General features: G+C 72.0%; 14 protein-coding genes. 11 read left to right on the top strand and 3 right to left on the bottom strand.

The window, feature by feature from the left end; translation table 11 throughout:
* Window positions 1-135 precede the first annotated feature (135 nt).
* The 7 genes from ACFWMZ_RS11685 (at window position 136) to ACFWMZ_RS11655 (ending at window position 7,017) form a co-directional block, all read left to right on the top strand.
* On the top strand, window positions 136-780 hold the full coding sequence (locus tag ACFWMZ_RS11685; RefSeq protein WP_383201054.1) for a TetR/AcrR family transcriptional regulator: 645 nt from the start codon (window positions 136-138) through the stop codon (window positions 778-780).
* A 16-nt stretch (window positions 781-796) separates the two neighbouring features.
* Window positions 797-1,588, top strand: a complete 792-nt coding sequence (locus ACFWMZ_RS11680; protein ID WP_383176279.1) for an SDR family NAD(P)-dependent oxidoreductase — start codon at window positions 797-799, stop codon at window positions 1,586-1,588.
* Window positions 1,589-1,668: 80 nt separating this feature from the next.
* Window positions 1,669-2,412, top strand: coding sequence for an ABC transporter ATP-binding protein (locus ACFWMZ_RS11675; protein ID WP_383201051.1), 744 nt, complete (start codon window positions 1,669-1,671; stop codon window positions 2,410-2,412).
* Window positions 2,413-2,482: 70 nt separating this feature from the next.
* Window positions 2,483-5,041, top strand: a complete 2,559-nt coding sequence (locus ACFWMZ_RS11670; RefSeq protein ID WP_383176286.1) for an ATP-binding protein — start codon at window positions 2,483-2,485, stop codon at window positions 5,039-5,041.
* 29 nt (window positions 5,042-5,070) lie between these two features.
* A complete protein-coding gene (locus ACFWMZ_RS11665; RefSeq protein ID WP_383176289.1) occupies window positions 5,071-5,766 on the top strand; it encodes a response regulator in 696 nt (231 codons plus the stop codon).
* A gap of 48 nt (window positions 5,767-5,814) precedes the next feature.
* A complete protein-coding gene (locus ACFWMZ_RS11660) occupies window positions 5,815-6,222 on the top strand; it encodes an OB-fold nucleic acid binding domain-containing protein (RefSeq protein WP_383176292.1) in 408 nt (135 codons plus the stop codon).
* 3 nt (window positions 6,223-6,225) lie between these two features.
* Complete coding sequence (locus ACFWMZ_RS11655; RefSeq protein ID WP_383176295.1) at window positions 6,226-7,017, top strand: DUF3159 domain-containing protein; 792 nt, start codon at window positions 6,226-6,228, stop codon at window positions 7,015-7,017.
* Between the two features lie 126 nt (window positions 7,018-7,143).
* Here the strand turns inward: ACFWMZ_RS11655 and ACFWMZ_RS11650 are convergent, their stop codons facing one another.
* Both ACFWMZ_RS11650 and ACFWMZ_RS11645 read right to left on the bottom strand, forming a co-directional pair.
* Window positions 7,144-7,857, bottom strand: coding sequence for a potassium channel family protein (locus tag ACFWMZ_RS11650; protein ID WP_383201048.1), 714 nt, complete (start codon window positions 7,855-7,857; stop codon window positions 7,144-7,146).
* Window positions 7,854-8,525, bottom strand: a complete 672-nt coding sequence (locus ACFWMZ_RS11645) for an NAD-binding protein (protein ID WP_383176301.1) — start codon at window positions 8,523-8,525, stop codon at window positions 7,854-7,856. The genes ACFWMZ_RS11650 and ACFWMZ_RS11645 overlap by 4 nt, the downstream gene beginning before the upstream one ends.
* Window positions 8,526-9,001: 476 nt before the next feature.
* Here ACFWMZ_RS11645 and ACFWMZ_RS11640 point away from each other — a divergent pair, with 476 nt between their 5' ends.
* Both ACFWMZ_RS11640 and ACFWMZ_RS11635 read left to right on the top strand, forming a co-directional pair.
* A complete protein-coding gene (locus tag ACFWMZ_RS11640) occupies window positions 9,002-11,071 on the top strand; it encodes an APC family permease (RefSeq protein WP_383201045.1) in 2,070 nt (689 codons plus the stop codon).
* Between the two features lie 91 nt (window positions 11,072-11,162).
* The gene (locus tag ACFWMZ_RS11635; RefSeq protein ID WP_383201042.1) at window positions 11,163-12,500 is read left to right on the top strand and encodes a class I SAM-dependent RNA methyltransferase; all 1,338 of its coding nucleotides are present in this window, start codon (window positions 11,163-11,165) and stop codon (window positions 12,498-12,500) included.
* A gap of 311 nt (window positions 12,501-12,811) precedes the next feature.
* Here the strand turns inward: ACFWMZ_RS11635 and ACFWMZ_RS11630 are convergent, their stop codons facing one another.
* Window positions 12,812-13,252, bottom strand: coding sequence for a hypothetical protein (locus tag ACFWMZ_RS11630; RefSeq protein WP_383201039.1), 441 nt, complete (start codon window positions 13,250-13,252; stop codon window positions 12,812-12,814).
* A 976-nt stretch (window positions 13,253-14,228) separates the two neighbouring features.
* On the opposite strand from ACFWMZ_RS11630, the gene ACFWMZ_RS11625 reads away from it, so the two are divergent.
* On the top strand, window positions 14,229-16,361 hold the full coding sequence (locus tag ACFWMZ_RS11625) for a glycosyltransferase (RefSeq protein ID WP_383201036.1): 2,133 nt from the start codon (window positions 14,229-14,231) through the stop codon (window positions 16,359-16,361).
* A gap of 31 nt (window positions 16,362-16,392) precedes the next feature.
* The gene (locus ACFWMZ_RS11620; protein WP_383201033.1) at window positions 16,393-16,764 is read left to right on the top strand and encodes a sugar isomerase domain-containing protein; all 372 of its coding nucleotides are present in this window, start codon (window positions 16,393-16,395) and stop codon (window positions 16,762-16,764) included.
* Window positions 16,765-16,949 lie beyond the last annotated feature (185 nt).

Raw genomic sequence — 16,949 nt, 5'->3', positions numbered from 1 at the left:
GAGCCGCGGCGGCACGGTCCACGCGCGGAACCGCACCGCCCCGATTTGTTCCCGGTCATGGCCCCGCCCGGCTGAGAGGTACGTCCCACCGGGACACATGTCCCTCCCGGACGCCTCGGGAGTAACGTCGCAACCATGAAGGCGACGGAGACTTCGGGGGAGGACCGCAGACGGCTCAAGGCCCGGCGGACCCGGACCGCGCTCGCCGCGGCCGCCCTCGATCTCGTCCTCGAACGCGGCCTGACCGCCGTGACCGTCGAGGCCGTCGCCGCCCGCGCGGACGTCACGCGCCGTACCTTCAGCCGCCACTTCGGCGGCAAGGAGGACGCCGCGCTCGACTTCACCCGCGACGACGGCGCCGCCATCAACGCCGCGCTCCGCGCCCGCCCGGCCTGGGAGCCCCCGCTCGTCGCCTACCGGCGCGCCGTACGCGACTGGCTGGCCGGCACCCGCACCCCCAACTGGCACCACTCGCCCCGGGTGCGCTCCCTGCTGGCCCTCGTGGACGACGAACCCACGCTCTTCGCCGCCTTCGAGCGCATCCGCGCCGACGCCCAGGAGGAGTCGGTCCGCATCATCGCCGAGCGGCTCGGCACCGACCCGGCCAAGGACCCCGGTCCCGGTGTCGTGGTCGGCGCCGCCGCCGGCGTCCTGACGGCCGCCCTGCGCCAGTGGTGGCGCGGCGCCCCCGACAGCGCCGAGCACCTGCCCGACCTGGTCGAGCAGAGCTTCGACGTGCTCCTCGGGGAGGTCGCCCTGGCGGCCCCCCACGCACCATGAACAGAGAGACAGCACCATGAGCATCAGCGCACCCCTCCCCACCGCCACGCCCGTCTCCCCCGACGAGTTCGCCGGGCGCACCGCCCTCGTCACCGGCGCCGCCTCCGGCATCGGCCTCGCCACCGCCCGCCGCCTCGGCGAAGGCGGCGCCCGCGTCGTCATCGCCGACTACAACGCCGAGGGCGCGGAGGCAGCCGCCGCCACGCTGGAGGACGAGGGCATCGAGGCGGCCGCCGTCACCGTGGACGTGACCGACCCGGCCTCCGTCGAGTCCGGCGTCCGCTTCGCCCAGTCCACGTACGGCGCCCTGCACCTGGCCGTCAACAACGCCGGGATCGGCGGCGACTCCGCCCCCACCGGCGAGTACGACGTCGACGTCTGGAACCGCGTCGTCCGCACCAACCTCGACGGCGTCTTCCACTCCATGCGGTACGAGATCCCGGCCCTCCTCGCGGCCGGCGGCGGCGCCATCGTCAACACCGCCTCCATCCTCGGCTCGGTCGGCTTCGCCGGTTCCCCCGCCTACGTCGCCGCCAAGCACGGCGTGGTCGGCCTGACCAAGTCCGCCGCCGTCGAGTACGCCGCCCAGGGCGTCCGGATCAACGCCGTCGGCCCCGGCTTCATCGACACCCCGCTGCTGCAGGGCATGGAGAAGCAGGCGTACGACGGCCTGGTCCAGCTCCACCCCGCGGGCCGGCTCGGCCGTTCCGAGGAGGTCGCCGAGGTCATCGCCTTCCTCCTCTCCGACCGCGCCTCCTTCGTGAACGGCAGCTACCACCTGGTCGACGGCGGCTACACCGCCCGCTGACCCGGTTTCCGCCGCCCCTTGCCCGGCCGGGCGCGGCCACCGATACTGGCGCCCGGCACGGCACGACGGGGGAGTGGGACATGGCGGGGCGGACAGCAGGGGGCGGCACGCTCACCGAGGACGCGGGCGCGGCGGTGGGCACCGGCGAGGAGCCGATGGTCAAGGTCCGCGGGCTGCGCCGGTCGTACGGCACCGGGAAGGGCGCCGTGCACGCGCTGCGCGGGGTCTCCTTCGACATCCCCCGCGGCGAACTGGTCGCCCTCAAGGGCCGCTCCGGGTCCGGCAAGACCACCCTGCTCAACCTCGTCGGCGGCCTCGACGAGCCCGACGACGGCTCCGTCGTGGTGGACGGCCGCGAGCTGCGCGGACTCGGCGAGAAGGGCCTGCTGGAGCTGCGCCGCGACCGGATCGGCTTCATCTTCCAGTCCTTCGGGCTGATCCCCGTGCTGAGCGCCGCCGAGAACGTGGGCGTGCCGCTGCGGCTGCGCCGCGCCGAGGCCGCCGAGCGCGAGGAGCGCGTCGCGCTGCTCCTCTCCCTGGTGGGCCTCGCCGACCACACCCGCCAGCGCCCCGGCGAACTCTCCGGAGGCCAGCAGCAGCGCGTCGCCATCGCCCGCGCCCTCGCCAACCGCCCCGCCCTGCTCATCGCCGACGAACCGACCGGCCAGCTCGACGCGGAGACCGGCCTCGCCGTCATGGAGCTGCTGCGCGCCGTGGTCCGCAGCGAGCGGGTCACCGCCCTGGTCGCCACCCACGACACCACCCTGCTCGGCCTGGCCGACCGCGTCCTGGAACTCTCCGACGGGGAGCTCACCGAGCAGTAGCCGCCAGGGGGCGCCCAGGAGCCGGCGAGACCCGGTCCGGGCCCGCCGCGCGCTCGCGGACAATGGGGCCATGGGACGAGGCACACTGCGCATCTATCTGGGCGCCGCACCGGGCGTCGGCAAGACCTACGCGATGCTCTCCGAGGCGCACCGCCGGGTCGGCCGCGGCACCGACTGCGTGATCGGCTTCGTCGCCCACCACGACCGGCCCCGCACCCGCGCCCTCCTCGAAGGGCTGGAGCTCATCGAGCCCCTGGGCGGCCCCGACGGGCCCGAGGGGACGCCGGCCGCGCCCGAGATGGACGTCGAGGCGGTCCTCGCCCGGCGCCCGGCGGTGGCCCTGGTGGACGAGCTGGCCCACACCAACGCCCCCGGCGCGCGGAACGCCAAGCGCTGGCAGGACATCGAGGAGCTGCTGGCCGCCGGGATCTCGGTGATCTCCACCGTCAACATCCAGCACCTGGAATCCCTCGGCGACGTGGTCGAGGCGATAACCGGCGTACGGCAGCAGGAGACCGTCCCCGACGAGGTGGTCCGCCGCGCCGACCAGATCGAACTGGTCGACATGTCGCCCCAGGCGCTCCGCCGCCGCCTCGCCCACGGCAACGTCTACCAGTCCGACAAGGTCGACGCCGCCCTCTCCAACTACTTCCGCCCCGGCAACCTCACCGCCCTGCGCGAACTGGCCCTGCTCTGGACCGCCGACCGGGCCGACGAGTACCTCCAGAAGTACCGGGGCGAGCACAACATCCGCTCCACCTGGCAGGCCCGCGAACGCATCGTGGTCGGCCTGACCGGCGGACCCGAGGGCCGCACCCTGATCCGCCGCGCCGCGCGGATGGCCGCCAAGGGCTCCGGCAGCGAGATCCTCGCCGTCTACATCGCCCGCAGCGACGGCGGCCTGACCTCCGCCTCCCCGAAGGAGCTGGCGGTCCAGCGGACCCTGGTCGAGGACCTCGGCGGCACCTTCCACCACGTCATCGGCGACGACATCCCCTCCGCCCTGCTGGCCTTCGCCCGCGGCGTCAACGCCACCCAGATCGTCCTCGGCTCCTCCCGCCGCAAGGCCTGGCAGTACGTCTTCGGGCCCGGCGTCGGCGTCACGGTGGCCCGCGAGTCCGGACCCGACCTCGACGTGCACATCGTCACCCACGAGGAGGTCGCCAAGGGCCGGGGCCTGCCGGTGGCCCGCGGCGCGCGGCTCGGGCGCTCCCGCATCCTGTGGGGCTGGTTCATCGCGGTCTGCGGCCCCGCCCTGCTCGCCACCGTGCTCTCCACCCTCGACCACGGTCCCGGCCTCGCCAACGACGTGCTGCTCTTCCTCTCGCTGACCGTCGGCGCCGCCCTGGTCGGCGGGCTGCTCCCGGCCCTGGCCTCCGCCGCGCTCTGCTCGGCCCTGCTCAACTTCTACTTCACCCCGCCCACCCGCACCCTGACGATCTCCGACCCGGAGAACATCGTCGCCATAGTGATCTCCTTCGCGGTCGCCGTCTCGGTCGCCTCCGTGGTCGACCTGGCCGCCCGCCGCACCCACCAGGCGGCCCGGCTCCGGGCCGAGTCGGAGATCCTCTCCTTCCTCGCCGGCAGCGTGCTGCGCGGCGCCACCACCCTCGACGCCCTGCTGGAGCGGGTCCGGGAGACCTTCGCCATGGAGTCCGTCGCCCTGCTGGAGCGCGAGGACGACCGGGCCCCCTGGACCTGCGCCGGCAGCGTCGGCCCCCGCCCGCTGGAGCGCCCCGAGGACGCCGACGTGGACATGCCCGTCGGTGACCACATGGCGCTCGCCCTCTGCGGCCGGGTGCTGCCCGCCGAGGACCGCCGCGTGCTGGCCGCCTTCGCCGCCCAGGCCGCCGTCGTCCTGGACCGCCAGCGTCTCCAGGACGAGGCCGACCAGGCCCGCCGCCTCGCCGAGGGCAACCGCATCCGCACCGCCCTGCTCGCCGCCGTCAGCCACGACCTGCGGACCCCGCTCGCCGCGATCAAGGCCTCCGTCTCCTCGCTCCGCTCCGACGACGTCGCCTGGTCCGAGCAGGACCAGGCCGAGCTGCTGGCCAGCATCGAGCACGGCGCCGACCGCCTCGACCACCTCGTCGGCAACCTCCTCGACATGTCCCGCCTCCAGACCGGCACCGTCACCCCGCTGATCCGCGAGATCGACCTGGACGAGGTGGTCCCGATGGCGCTCGGCGGCGTCCCGGAGGGCAGCGCCCACCTGGACATCCCCGAGTCGCTGCCGATGGTCGCCGTCGACCCCGGCCTGCTGGAGCGCTCCGTCGCCAACGTCGTGGAGAACGCCGTCAAGTACGCCCCCGACGGCGCCCCCGTGCTGGTCGCCGCGAGCGCCCTCGGTGACCGGGTGGAACTGCGCGTCATGGACCGCGGCCCCGGGGTGCCCGATGACGCCAAGGACCGGATCTTCGCCCCCTTCCAGCGGTACGGTGACGCCCCGCGCGGCGCAGGGGTCGGCCTCGGCCTCGCCGTCGCCCGCGGCTTCGCCGAGGCCATGGGCGGCACCCTCAACGCCGAGGACACCCCCGGCGGCGGCCTCACCATGGTCCTGACCCTGAGGGCGGCCACCGGCGGCCGCGGCGGGGCCCGTACCGTACTTCCCGCGCAGGTCACGTCATGACCCGCGACCGGACAGAAAGGCACCCCGAGATGACCCGGGTCCTCGTGGTCGACGACGAACCGCAGATCGTCCGTGCCCTGGAGCTGAACCTCCGGGCACGGAAGTACGAGGTCGACTCCGCCGGCGACGGCACCACCGCGCTCCGGCTCGCCGCCGAGCGCCACCCCGACGTGATCGTCCTGGACCTCGGCCTGCCCGACATGGACGGCGTCCACGTCATCCGCGGCCTGCGCTCCTGGACGCGCGTCCCGGTGCTGGTGCTCTCCGCCCGGCAGAGCTCCGACGAGAAGGTGCAGGCGCTCGACGCGGGGGCCGACGACTACGTCACCAAGCCGTTCGGCATGGACGAGCTGCTGGCCCGGCTGCGCGCCGCCGTCCGCCGCACCGAGCCGGCCGCCGCCGACGAGGAGGCGGAGGTGGTGGACGCCGCGGACTTCACCGTCGACCTCGCCGCCAAGCGCGTCCACCGCCAGGGCCGCGACGTGCGGCTCACCCCCACCGAATGGCACCTGCTGGAGGTCCTGGTCCGCAACACCGGCCGCCTGGTCAGCCAGAAGCAGCTCCTCCAGGAGGTCTGGGGCCCTTCCTACGGCACCGAGTCCAACTACCTGCGCGTCTACATGGCCCAGCTGCGCCGCAAGCTGGAGACCGACCCGGCCCACCCGCGCCACTTCATCACCGAGCCCGGAATGGGATACCGGTTCGAGCGCCGCCCGCAGGGGTGACGGCGGCGTGACCTCCGCCCGGCGGCCGTGCTTGGGTAGGCTGCATCCATGAGTGCAGCCCCGCGTCCCGAGAAGCCCGCCGGACGGTTCCGGCGCATGCTGGACCGGCTGTCGGACATCTCCGCCTCCCCGGAGCGGCTCGAGTCCGACGAGCTCCGCGAGGAGTCCGCGACCAGCGGCTGCGCCCGGATCGACACCTGCGGCGACCGTGAGATGGTCACCGTTACTGGTACCTTGCGCACGGTCACCCTCCGTCCCCGGGCGGGGGTGCCCGCGCTGGAGGCGGAGCTGTTCGACGGCTCCGGCTCGCTCGACGTGGTCTGGCTCGGCCGGCGCTCCATCACCGGCATCGAGCCGGGCCGCAAGCTGATCGCCTCGGGCCGGGTCGCCATGAGCCACGGCCGCCGCACGCTGTTCAACCCGAAGTACGAACTGAGACCGCTCGGACGGGAGTGACCGGTGACGTCCATCGACAAGCCGACCGACCACCGGAGTGCGGCGTCCGACGCCGACGCCCCCCACAGCGCCACCGACCCCCAGCCCCCCGCCGCGGAGCAGAGCGAGGAGGCGGCGGCCCGCGCCGTCACCGAGGCCGCCCTCTTCGAGGCGTTCGGCGGGGTCCGCGGCATGGTCGAGACGGTCCTGCCGGGCCTGCTCTTCGTGACCATCTACACGGTCAACGCCGACCTGCACGTCTCCGCCATCGCGGCGCTCGCCGTCTCCCTGGTGCTGGGTGTCGCCCGGCTGGTGCGGCGGGACACCGTCAAGCACGCCTTCAGCGGTGTCTTCGGCGTCGCCTTCGGTGTGGTCTTCGCGATGATGACGGGCAACGCCAAGGACTTCTATCTGCCCGGCATGGTCTACACGCTGGGGCTGGCCGTCGCGTACATCGGCACTGCCGTCGCGGGGGTGCCGCTGATCGGGCTGATCCTCGGGCCGATCTTCAAGGAGAACCTCTCCTGGCGGACGCGCAACCCCGGCCGCAAGAAGGCGTACACCCGGGCCAGCTACGCCTGGGGGTTCATCCTTCTCGCCAAGTGCGCCATCCTCTTCCCGCTCTACTGGTGGGCCGACACGACGCAGCTGGGCTGGGTGCTGGTGTCGCTGAAGATCCCGCCGTTCCTGCTGGCGGTGTGGCTGACCTGGGTCTTCCTGGCGAAGGCGCCCGCGCCCATCGACGTCTTCGCCGAGATGGAGGCCGAGGAGAAGGCCGAGAAGGAGCGCGAGGCCGCTCGGCGCGGGGAGAGCTGACGCTCTCGGCCGGCGCCGTCCCGTACCCCGAAGGGCCCGGAACCGGTCTGGTTCCGGGCCCTTCGGCTGGGCCGGGGTGGCCTCAAGCGCCGGCCGGGTTTGAGCTTGCCGGGCTTGATCTGCCGGTCAGTTGTCGCGCGGCCGGTCTTGTCGGGGGCTGCCCGGGCCGCCGCCCGTGCCGTGCCGGGCCGAGAGGAGTTCCTCCAACTGTTCCTCGCGGGCCTGGGCGGCCACGAAGAGGAGTTCGTCGCCGGGCTCCAGGGAGTCGTCCGGGGTCGGGGCCAGGACGCGGGAGCCCCGGATGATGGTGACCAGGGAGGTGTCCTCGGGCCAGCGGACGTCGCCGACGCGGATGCCGGCCAGGGTGGACTCCGGGGGGAGCGTCAGCTCGACCAGGTTGGCGTCGCCCTGGCTGAAGCGCAGCAGGCGGACCAGGTCACCGACGCTCACCGCCTCCTCGACCAGGGCCGACATCAGGCGGGGGGTGGAGACGGCGACGTCGACACCCCAGGACTCGTTGAAGAGCCACTCGTTCTTCGGGTTGTTCACCCGGGAGACGACGCGCGGGACGCCGTACTCCGTCTTGGCCAGCAGCGACACCACCAGGTTGACCTTGTCGTCCCCGGTGGCGGCGATCACCACGTGGCAGCGCTGGAGCGCCGCCTCGTCCAGCGAGGTGATCTCGCAGGCGTCGGCGAGCAGCCACTCGGCGCGCGGCACCCGCTCCACCGAGATCGCGCTCGGTGTCTTGTCGATCAGCAGGATCTCGTGGCCGTTCTCCAGCAGCTCACCGGCGATCGACCGGCCCACGGCCCCCGCCCCGGCAATGGCGACCCTCATCGGTGTCCGTCCTCCTCGGGCCCCTCGGCGAACGCCGCCTCGACCTCGGCGACGTCCTCGGGACGCATCATCACGTGTACGAGGTCGCCCTCCTGGAGCACCGTCTGGGAGGTCGGCAGCATCGCCTCGCCCAGCCGGGTCAGGAACGCCACCCGCACCCCCGTCTCCTCCTGGAGCCGGCTGATCTTCTGGCCGATCCACACCGGCGAGGTGTAGACCTCGGCGAGCTGCACCCCGCCCGTCGGGTCCCGCCACAGCGGCTCCGCCCCGGAGGGCAGCAGCCTGCGCAGCATCTGGTCGGCGGTCCAGCGGACCGTGGCCACGGTGGGGATGCCGAGCCGCTGGTAGACCTCGGCGCGCCGGGGGTCGTAGATACGGGCGGCGACGTTCTCGATGCCGAAGGTCTCGCGGGCGACCCGGGCGGCGATGATGTTGGAGTTGTCGCCGCTGCTCACCGCGGCGAACGCGCCCGCCTCCTCGATCCCGGCCTCGCGCAGCGTGTCCTGGTCGAAGCCGACCCCGGTGACCCGGCGCCCGCCGAACCCGGCGCCCAGGCGCCGGAACGCCGTGGGGTCCTGGTCGACCACGGCGACCGTGTGCCCCTGCTGCTCCAGGGTCTGCGCCAGCGTGGAACCCACCCGGCCACAGCCCATGATGACGATGTGCACCGATCCCTACCCCGCAGTCCTGGTCTTCGGGCTGATCTGCGACAACACCCTGCTCACTCTTCTCCTCGGCCGGGCCGGGCGCCCCGTGCGGCGCGCCCGGATCGGGCCGCCGCCGCGACGGCCTGCCCGGCACGAGCTTAAGGGTCCGGGACCGCCCGCCGGGCCGGTGGGCCCGCGCCCCGCACCGCCCTGGCGCCAGGGGGTGTCAAGAGGCCGTCAGGGACACCGTCAAGAACGTGTGAGCGGCTCGTCAAGAAGGCGTCAAGGCGCCGCGTGGCACACCCCGGGCAGCTGTGGCACGCCTCACGGGCACCCTTGCCCCCGCGCCGCCCAAAACCCCTGGAACACCACGAGGCGGGCACCGGAAAAGGTGCGTGACGTCACCTTTCCGGCGCACGCCGGGTGGGCCGCCCGACCCGCCCGGCGGGGTCTCGGCTGCGCGGCGGCGTCCTCGGGCAGCGCTTACGATCCCCACCGTGTCCAAACTGACCGACGTGCCCAAACGCCTCCTCATCGGGCGCGCACTGCCCAGCGACAGGTTGGGGGAGACCCTCCTTCCCAAGCGGATCGCCCTCCCCGTCTTCGCCTCCGACCCGCTCTCCTCGGTCGCCTACGCGCCCGGCGAGGTCCTGCTGATCCTCTCGCTGGCGGGCGTGTCGGCGTACCACTTCAGTCCCTGGATCGCCCTGGCCGTCGTGGTGCTGATGTTCACCGTCGTCACCTCCTACCGCCAGACCGTGCACGCGTACCCGAGCGGCGGCGGCGACTACGAGGTGGCCACCACCAACCTCGGCCCCCGCTCCGGCCTCACCGTCGCCAGCGCCCTGCTGGTCGACTACGTCCTGACCGTCGCCGTGTCGGTCTCGGCGGGTATCGAGAACCTCGGCTCCGCCGTCCCCTTCGTCGTGGAGCACAAGGTGCTCTGCGCCTCGGCGGCGATCGTGCTGCTCACCCTGATGAACCTGCGCGGCGTCCGCGAGTCCGGCAAGCTCTTCGCCGTCCCCACCTACGTCTTCGTCGGCGGCGTCTTCCTCATGCTGGCCTGGGGCGCCTTCCGCTCGCTGGTCCTCGGCGAGTCGATGGCGGCGCCCACCGCCGACCTCGACATCAAGCCCGAGCACCCCGGCCTCACCGGCTTCGCCCTGGTCTTCCTGCTGCTGCGGGCCTTCTCCTCCGGCTGCGCCGCCCTCACCGGCGTCGAGGCGATCAGCAACGGCGTCCCCGCCTTCCGCAGGCCCAAGAGCCGCAACGCCGCCACCACCCTGGCGATGATGGGGCTGCTCGCCGTCACCATGTTCTGCGGCATCATCGCGCTGGCCCGCGCCACCGGCGTGCGCATGGCCGAGTACCCGGCCAAGGACCTCTTCCGCGACGGCGTCCCCGTCGGCCCGGAGTACGTCCAGCACCCGGTGATCTCCCAGGTCGCCGCGGCCGTCTTCGGCGACGGCACCTTCCTCTTCGTCCTCCTCGCGGTCGCCACCGCCCTGGTGCTCTTCCTCGCCGCCAACACCGCCTACAACGGCTTCCCGCTGCTCGGCTCGATCCTCGCCCAGGACTCGTACCTGCCCCGTCAGCTGCACACCCGCGGCGACCGCCTCGCCTTCTCCAACGGCATCGTGCTGCTGGCCGGCGCCGCGATCCTGCTGGTCGTCGTCTACGGCGCGGACTCCACCCGCCTCATCCAGCTCTACATCGTCGGCGTCTTCGTCTCCTTCACCCTCAGCCAGACCGGCATGGTCCGGCACTGGAACCGCGAACTGCCCGGCGAGAGCGACCCCCGGCGCCGCCGCCACATGGTCCGGGTCCGCGCCATCAACGCCTTCGGTGCCGTCGTCACCGGCCTGGTCCTCGTCGTCGTCCTGATCACCAAGTTCAGCCACGGCGCATGGGTCGCCGTCCTCGGCATGGTCATCTTCTACGCCACCATGACCGCCATCCGCCGCCATTACGACAACGTCGCCGACGAGATCGCCGCCCCCGCCGACGAGGACCCCGGCGACACCACCCTGCGCCCCTCCCGGATGCACTCCATCGTGCTCGTCTCCAAACTCCACCGCCCCACCCTGCGCGCCCTCGCCTACGCCAAGCTGATGCGCGCCGACAGCCTGGAGGCGCTCACCATCAACGTCGACGCCGACGACACCCGTGCCCTGCGCGAGGAGTGGGAACGCCGCTCCATCGACGTCCCGCTGAAGGTCATCAACTCGCCCTACCGCGAGATCACCCGCCCCGTCATCGAGTACGTCAAGCGCCTGCGCAAGGAGAACCCCCGCGACGCGGTCAGCGTGATCATCCCCGAGTACGTCGTGGGCCACTGGTTCGAGCACTTCCTGCACAACCAGTCCGCCCTGCGCCTCAAGGGCCGCCTCCTCTACACCCCCGGCGTGATGGTCACCTCCGTCCCCTACCAGCTCGAGTCCTCCGAGGCCGCCAAGGTCAGGGCCCGCCGCCGCGCCAACTGGTCCGCCCCCGGCGCCGTCCGCCGCGGTCCCGTCGAGAAGAAGGGCACGGCCGACGGCCGCAAGGAGCGCGGCCGCCGCCCGTGACGAGGGACCCGCCGGGCGCCGTACACTGGGAGGTTGCGGCCGTCGACCGCGCGCCGCCCCTCCCCGTTCCTTCCTTTGGAGTCACCCCCTCATGCCGCAAGAACCGCAGACGTCTCCGGGGTCACTGGTCGGGGAGGAGTACGAGGTCGAGGTCGGCCCCGTCGCCCACGGCGGCCACTGCGTCGCCCGCACGGAGGCTGGACGCGTCCTCTTCGTCCGCCACACCCTGCCCGGCGAGCGCGTCGTCGCCAAGGTCACCCACGGCGACGAGACCTCCCGCTTCCTGCGCGCCGACGCCGTCGAGATCCTCGACGCCTCCAAGGACCGCGTCGAGGCCCCCTGCCCGTACGCCGGCCCCGGCCGCTGCGGCGGCTGCGACTGGCAGCACGCCAAGCCCGGCGCCCAGCGCCGCCTCAAGGGCGAGGTCATCGCCGAGCAGCTCCAGCACCTCGCGGGCCTCACCCCCGAGCAGGCCGGCTGGGACGGCACCGTCGCCCCCGCCCCCGGCGACAAGCTCCCCGCCGGCGAGGTCCCCGCCTGGCGCACCCGCGTCCAGTACGCGATCGACGCCGACGGCCACGCCGGACTGCGCCGCCACCGCTCGCACGAGGTCGAGCCGATCGAGCACTGCATGATCGCCGCCGAAGGCGTCAGCGAGCTCGGCATCGAGCAGCGCGACTGGAGCGGCATGGAGTCCGTCGAGGCCATCGCCGCCTCCGGCTCCGGCGACCGCCAGGTCGTCCTCACCCCGCGCCCCGGCGCCCGCCTCCCCCTGGTCGAGCTGGACCGCCCGGTCTCCGTCCTCCGCGTCGACGAGCGCGACGGCGGCGTCCACCGCGTCCACGGCCGCGCCTTCGTCCGCGAACGCGCCGACGACCACACCTGGCGCGTCGGCAACGGCGGCTTCTGGCAGGTCCATCCCAAGGCCGCCGACACCCTGGTCGAGGCCGTCATGCAGGGCCTGCTCCCGCGCAAGGGCGACACCGCCCTCGACCTCTACTGCGGCGTCGGCCTCTTCGCCGGCGCCCTCGCCGACCGCGTCGGCGACAAGGGCGCGGTCCTCGGCATCGAGGTCACCAAGCGCGCCGTCGAGGACGCCCGCCACAACCTCAAGGACTTCGACCGCGTCCGCATCGAACAGGGCAAGGTCGAACAGGTCCTCCCCCGCACTGGCATCACCGAGACCGACCTCATCGTCCTCGACCCCCCGAGGGCGGGCGCGGGCAAGCAGACGGTGGCGCGGCTGACGTCCCTGGGGGCGAGGCGGATCGCGTACGTGGCTTGCGATCCGGCGGCGCTGGCGCGGGACTTGGGGTACTTCCGGGAGGGCGGGTACCGGGTGCGGGTGCTGCGGGCGTTTGATCTGTTTCCGATGACGCATCATGTGGAGTGCGTGGCGATTCTGGAGCCTGCCACAAAGGGGACCTGACCTGCATTTTCCTGGTTGTTCAGGCGTGGCCGAGTGTGCCCGACCTGTCTGCCGAAATGCATCATGGGGACCCGAGGGCCATCTGGGTTGGCCATCGGGCTCGAACTGCTGGCAGGGCCGAAGAGGCGTGGGCCCGGCGTCGCACGGCGTGTGCCGTCGACTCCCTGCATGTGGATCTCTGCCGATCCGAGAAACACGTGTGGACGCCGTTGCGTCCGGAGTCGTTGCTCAGACATCGTGAGAGCGTCTCCGGCCGTTGGCGAGAAATCCTCACTCTCCTGGCAGCGGTTGACCAGTCGTTTCCGACGTGTTCACGAGGCCACCGCATCGTCCGCGGAGCCGTCAGCGATGGGGGTCGTCGGAAGGGTGCGGGTGCTGAGCGCGAGGTTGTTGCCGACTGTGTAGTAGGGGCGCAGGCGCACCGTGCCGTCAGTGGTGGAGCGCTCCATGTCGGGGCGGAGGTCCGTGGCCTTGCGGTCGGAGCTGTCAGCCCCGATGCGGGCCAGCGTGACCGGTTGGTGCCCGGACGCCAGGCGCAGGTGGAGGTCCCAGATCGTCTGTTCCTTACCGCCTGCGTGGTGGGCGGTAAGGAGATGCTGGACGGGCAGAATGGCGCGCCAGATGCCGCCCGGTGAGAGGGAAGCCGGGTACTCGAGTGGAGCTCCGACGTCGGGCTCGCGTGGCGTCGCTGTGAGGATGGTGCTGGCCTGCGGTGGGTTGGCGCCCGTGGGCTCCACATCGGTGGTGGGCACGCCGTTGGGTATGGACAGGGTGCGGGTGCCGACGCCGGGGAGCGCTTCGCGGTAGCGGGCGGGTCGGCCTCGGAGACGGTGACGAATGCGTCCAGCTTCGCAGGGCTCGGTTCTGGTCATCACGCAGCTGGTCGGTGAGGTGTTCCTGTCCGACACGCGGGTATCGGGGGCCGCCGTACCGGGCCAGGTGGCCGTTCAGGATGGGACGCGTTGGCGATGACAACTTCCGCGTCGGTGGTCCGGAGGAACTCGCGGACTTTGTCGTCCGTCAGTGCGCTCGGCGCCATGGGTCCGAAGGCGACGCCCTGGTCCTCGAACATCTCAGTCGGTTCCGCAGCTCGCCGATGCCCGCCGTCCCAGGTGGGGAGGTCTCTCGCCAGTCCAGGAGAGCCCGCAACTCGACGGCCGGGTCCGTAGGCAGCTGGGGGAGGTCCGCGGGGCGGTGAACCGGTACGACGCTCACCTCGTGCTGACGCAAGGTTGCGAGCGCGGAAGGCAGGTGCAGCGTGGAGCGGATGGTGCCGCCGATGCCGTAGGCGTTGTAGATCAGAAGGCGATGCGCATCTGGGTCCTTCTGCTCGTGCACTCGGGCTGGGAAGCGCCTCCCCTCTTGTCCACCCGCCCCTCCCTCTTCGGAAGGCCCGTGCGGTGCACCTCGGGAATGTCACGAAGGATGACCGTGAAGAGAGGGGGAAGGTTGTGGTGGCACGGCGAGCAACGTGATCGCCTTGTGATTACGCAGGAAGTTGTTCGGTGGTGCTGATCGACCAGACTGCGTCGAACGTCTCGGAGCGGGCTTTACGGGCAGTGGTGGGTCTGAGGGACGAGCCGTTCGTCCTGACGCCCTTGGTGGCCGGCCCATCGACGTGAACGTCGATTGTGCAGTTCCTGCCGTGGGGCAGCCGGGCCGTCACTGGCTGGAACGTCATCGAGGAGGCGACCACGTCCCATACGGGTGATGTACAGGAAGGCATACGTGAAGATCGCGTTTCTCATCAACAACGCCTACGGCATCGGCGGCACCATCCGAGCCGTTGTGAACCTCTCGGGTGCGCTCGCTGCCACACATGAGGTGGAGGTGGTCAGTGTCCACAGGGTCCGGGCCGAGCCCTCGCTGCCCCTCGACGGGCGGGTCACCCTCACGTCGTTGATCGACATGCGCAGGGACTCGCTCTCCAGCGAGCGTGGTCACCCGTCGCTGCGGCAGCCGAGCGTCATGTTCCGCTATCCGGACGCGGTCGAGCGAACAGGTCGGATCGGCTACTCGGCCCTGCACGACGAGCGCATCGAAGGCTGGCTCTCCCGGACCGACGCCGATGTCGTGATCGCCACTCGTCCCGACCTGAACGGCTATCTCGTCCGTTACGGCCGCAGCGGCTACGTGCGCATCGGACAGGAACACCTGAGCCGCGCCCACCTCAGCCCCGCGATCCGGGAGCACCAGAACCGTGCCGTGCGCGAACTGGATGCCTTCGTGACGGTGTCGGAGGCCGACGCGGCGGACTACCGCGCCGCGAACCCGGATGCCCGTGCGCGCGTCCTGTGCATCCCCAACGGCGTTCCACAGCCGGTAGTCGAGCCGTCAGCGCTCGACTCGAACGTCATCGTCGCCGCGGGCCGACTCGTGGGCGTCAAGCGCTACGACCGGCTCATCGACGCCTTCGCTCTGCTGGCGAGTGATCACCCCGCCTGGTCCCTGCGCATCTACGGCGGTGGCACGGCGGAGCCGAAGCTGCGGCGGCGCATCAAGCGGCTCGGGCTGTACGACCGTGTGTTCCTGATGGGCCAGGTCTCGCCGATCGAGACGGAGTGGGCCAAGGGGGCGATCGCAGCGGTCTCCTCCGACTTCGAGTCCTTCGGTATGACCATCGTCGAGGCCATGCACTGCGGTGTGCCGGTCGTCGCCACCGACTGCCCGCACGGGCCCGCCGGGATCATCCACCACGGGGACGACGGACTCCTGGTCCCCTTGGAGGACGGCGTCGAAGGCTACGCGCGAGCGCTCGACCGGCTGATGAGCGACGCGGACCTGCGGGCGAGCATGGGGAAAGTCGCTCAGCAGACGGCCGCGGCCTACGCTCCGCACCACATCGTCCACCACTACGACTCCCTCTTGCGGCAACTGTCCGACGCGCGCCCCGCCCCGCAGCCGGCCAAGCCCAAGGCATCGTTGTGGACTCGTCTGCGTACGGTGTTGCCTGCTCGCGCCGAGGTCCGTGACGGTGAGGAGTCCGTCGAGACCCCGCGGCCGAAAAAGCCACGGCCGACGGCCCGCGCCAAGGCCGCACCGGACGGGGGTGTCAGCGTGAGCGTGGAAAGGGCCACGCTTCCCGCGGGACCACTGGACTTCATCGCCCGTCTGCGCCACGACTCCGAGCAGCGGGAGATCCGCATACCTGTCCCGATGTCGGACGCCGATGCGGCCAGGGGGACGAGCCAGATCGTCCTGCACCCCGACGAGCACGATCTGGCCGAGGGACGCTGGAACTGCTACATCAGTCCCCAGGGGGACGATGGCAAGCGAAAGCGATTGCTCTGCGCCATGTCCGAGCAGGCACGGCTGGTGGGGCGCATGCCGACCCTCCATGAGGGCCGAGTAACCGCGTGGATCCCCTACACCGCAGCCGACGGCACTCTGGCCATACGCTCGTGGCAGCGTCCGGCTCACGCCGAAGTGACGGGCTGGAGGGTGGACCCGCAAGGAGCGGTCATCACCGCACGTCTGCTGGCGGACGGCGCCGTGAGGCTCCTGGAGGACGCTACCGTCATCGCCGCTTCCCGCGAGGGCGCGGAGTACGACTTCACCCTTCCGGTGATCCGGTCCAGCCAGGACGAACCGGATTTCACCTTCACGGTCCCCTTCGAGCGGGCTCTCGCTCTGCGCAGCGTCGAGCACGACGTGTGGGATCTGCGGCTGAGCACGGGCGATGCGCGCCCGCCCATACCCATCGGCCGTATCGGAGGCGACATCATTGACCGGAAGAGGATAGACACCGTCCCGGCGGTCCGCCTGAGCCATCCTGACCGAGGTCCGACCAGGACAAGGCCCTTCTACACCGTCGGCAACGACCTCGCCCTCAGCCTCCGCGACGCCGAAGCCGACGCCTGACCAAGCTGGCGCGAACAAAGCCGACTCCGTCGTGGAGATGGCCGCCCTCGTCAAGGGACACGGGCACCCGCTGATCGCCATCACCTCTGCCGCGCACGGCACCCGGGCGGTCTCCCGCCACCCCTCCGGCAAGCGGCTGGTGGACTTCGCCGACGTCCTCCTCGACAACGGCTCCCCCTTCGGCGACGCCCTCCTCGAGCTCCCCGGCGGTGGCGCGGCCTGCGCCGTCTCCTCCATCACGGGCGCGTTCCTCGTCCAGCAGGTCGCCGTCGAGACGATCCGGCTGCTGCTGGCCCAGGGCACCACCCCGCCGGTCTATCTCTCGGCCGACATCCCGGCCGGCGACGAACACAACAGCGCACTGGAGGCCCAGTACGCGGGCCGGATCAACCGGACCGCGTAAAGCAGTGGCACGGCCAGAACCTTCCCCGCCAGGGGGAGCGCGCCGCAGTCGCGCACCTTCTCCGGGACCCCGCCAGCATGGGCCGTGAGGGGGATGGCCACCCTCGCCGGGGCCCGAGGCGCGGCGGGCGCATCCGGAGGGGCCGTGATGCATCGCGCGTCGCGCCCCTACCTCGCGTCCGGAAT

The organism is Streptomyces sp. NPDC058373 (assembly GCF_042723275.1).
Lineage (GTDB): Bacteria > Actinomycetota > Actinomycetes > Streptomycetales > Streptomycetaceae > Streptomyces.
This window is presented reverse-complemented; position numbering and strand designations above follow the sequence as displayed.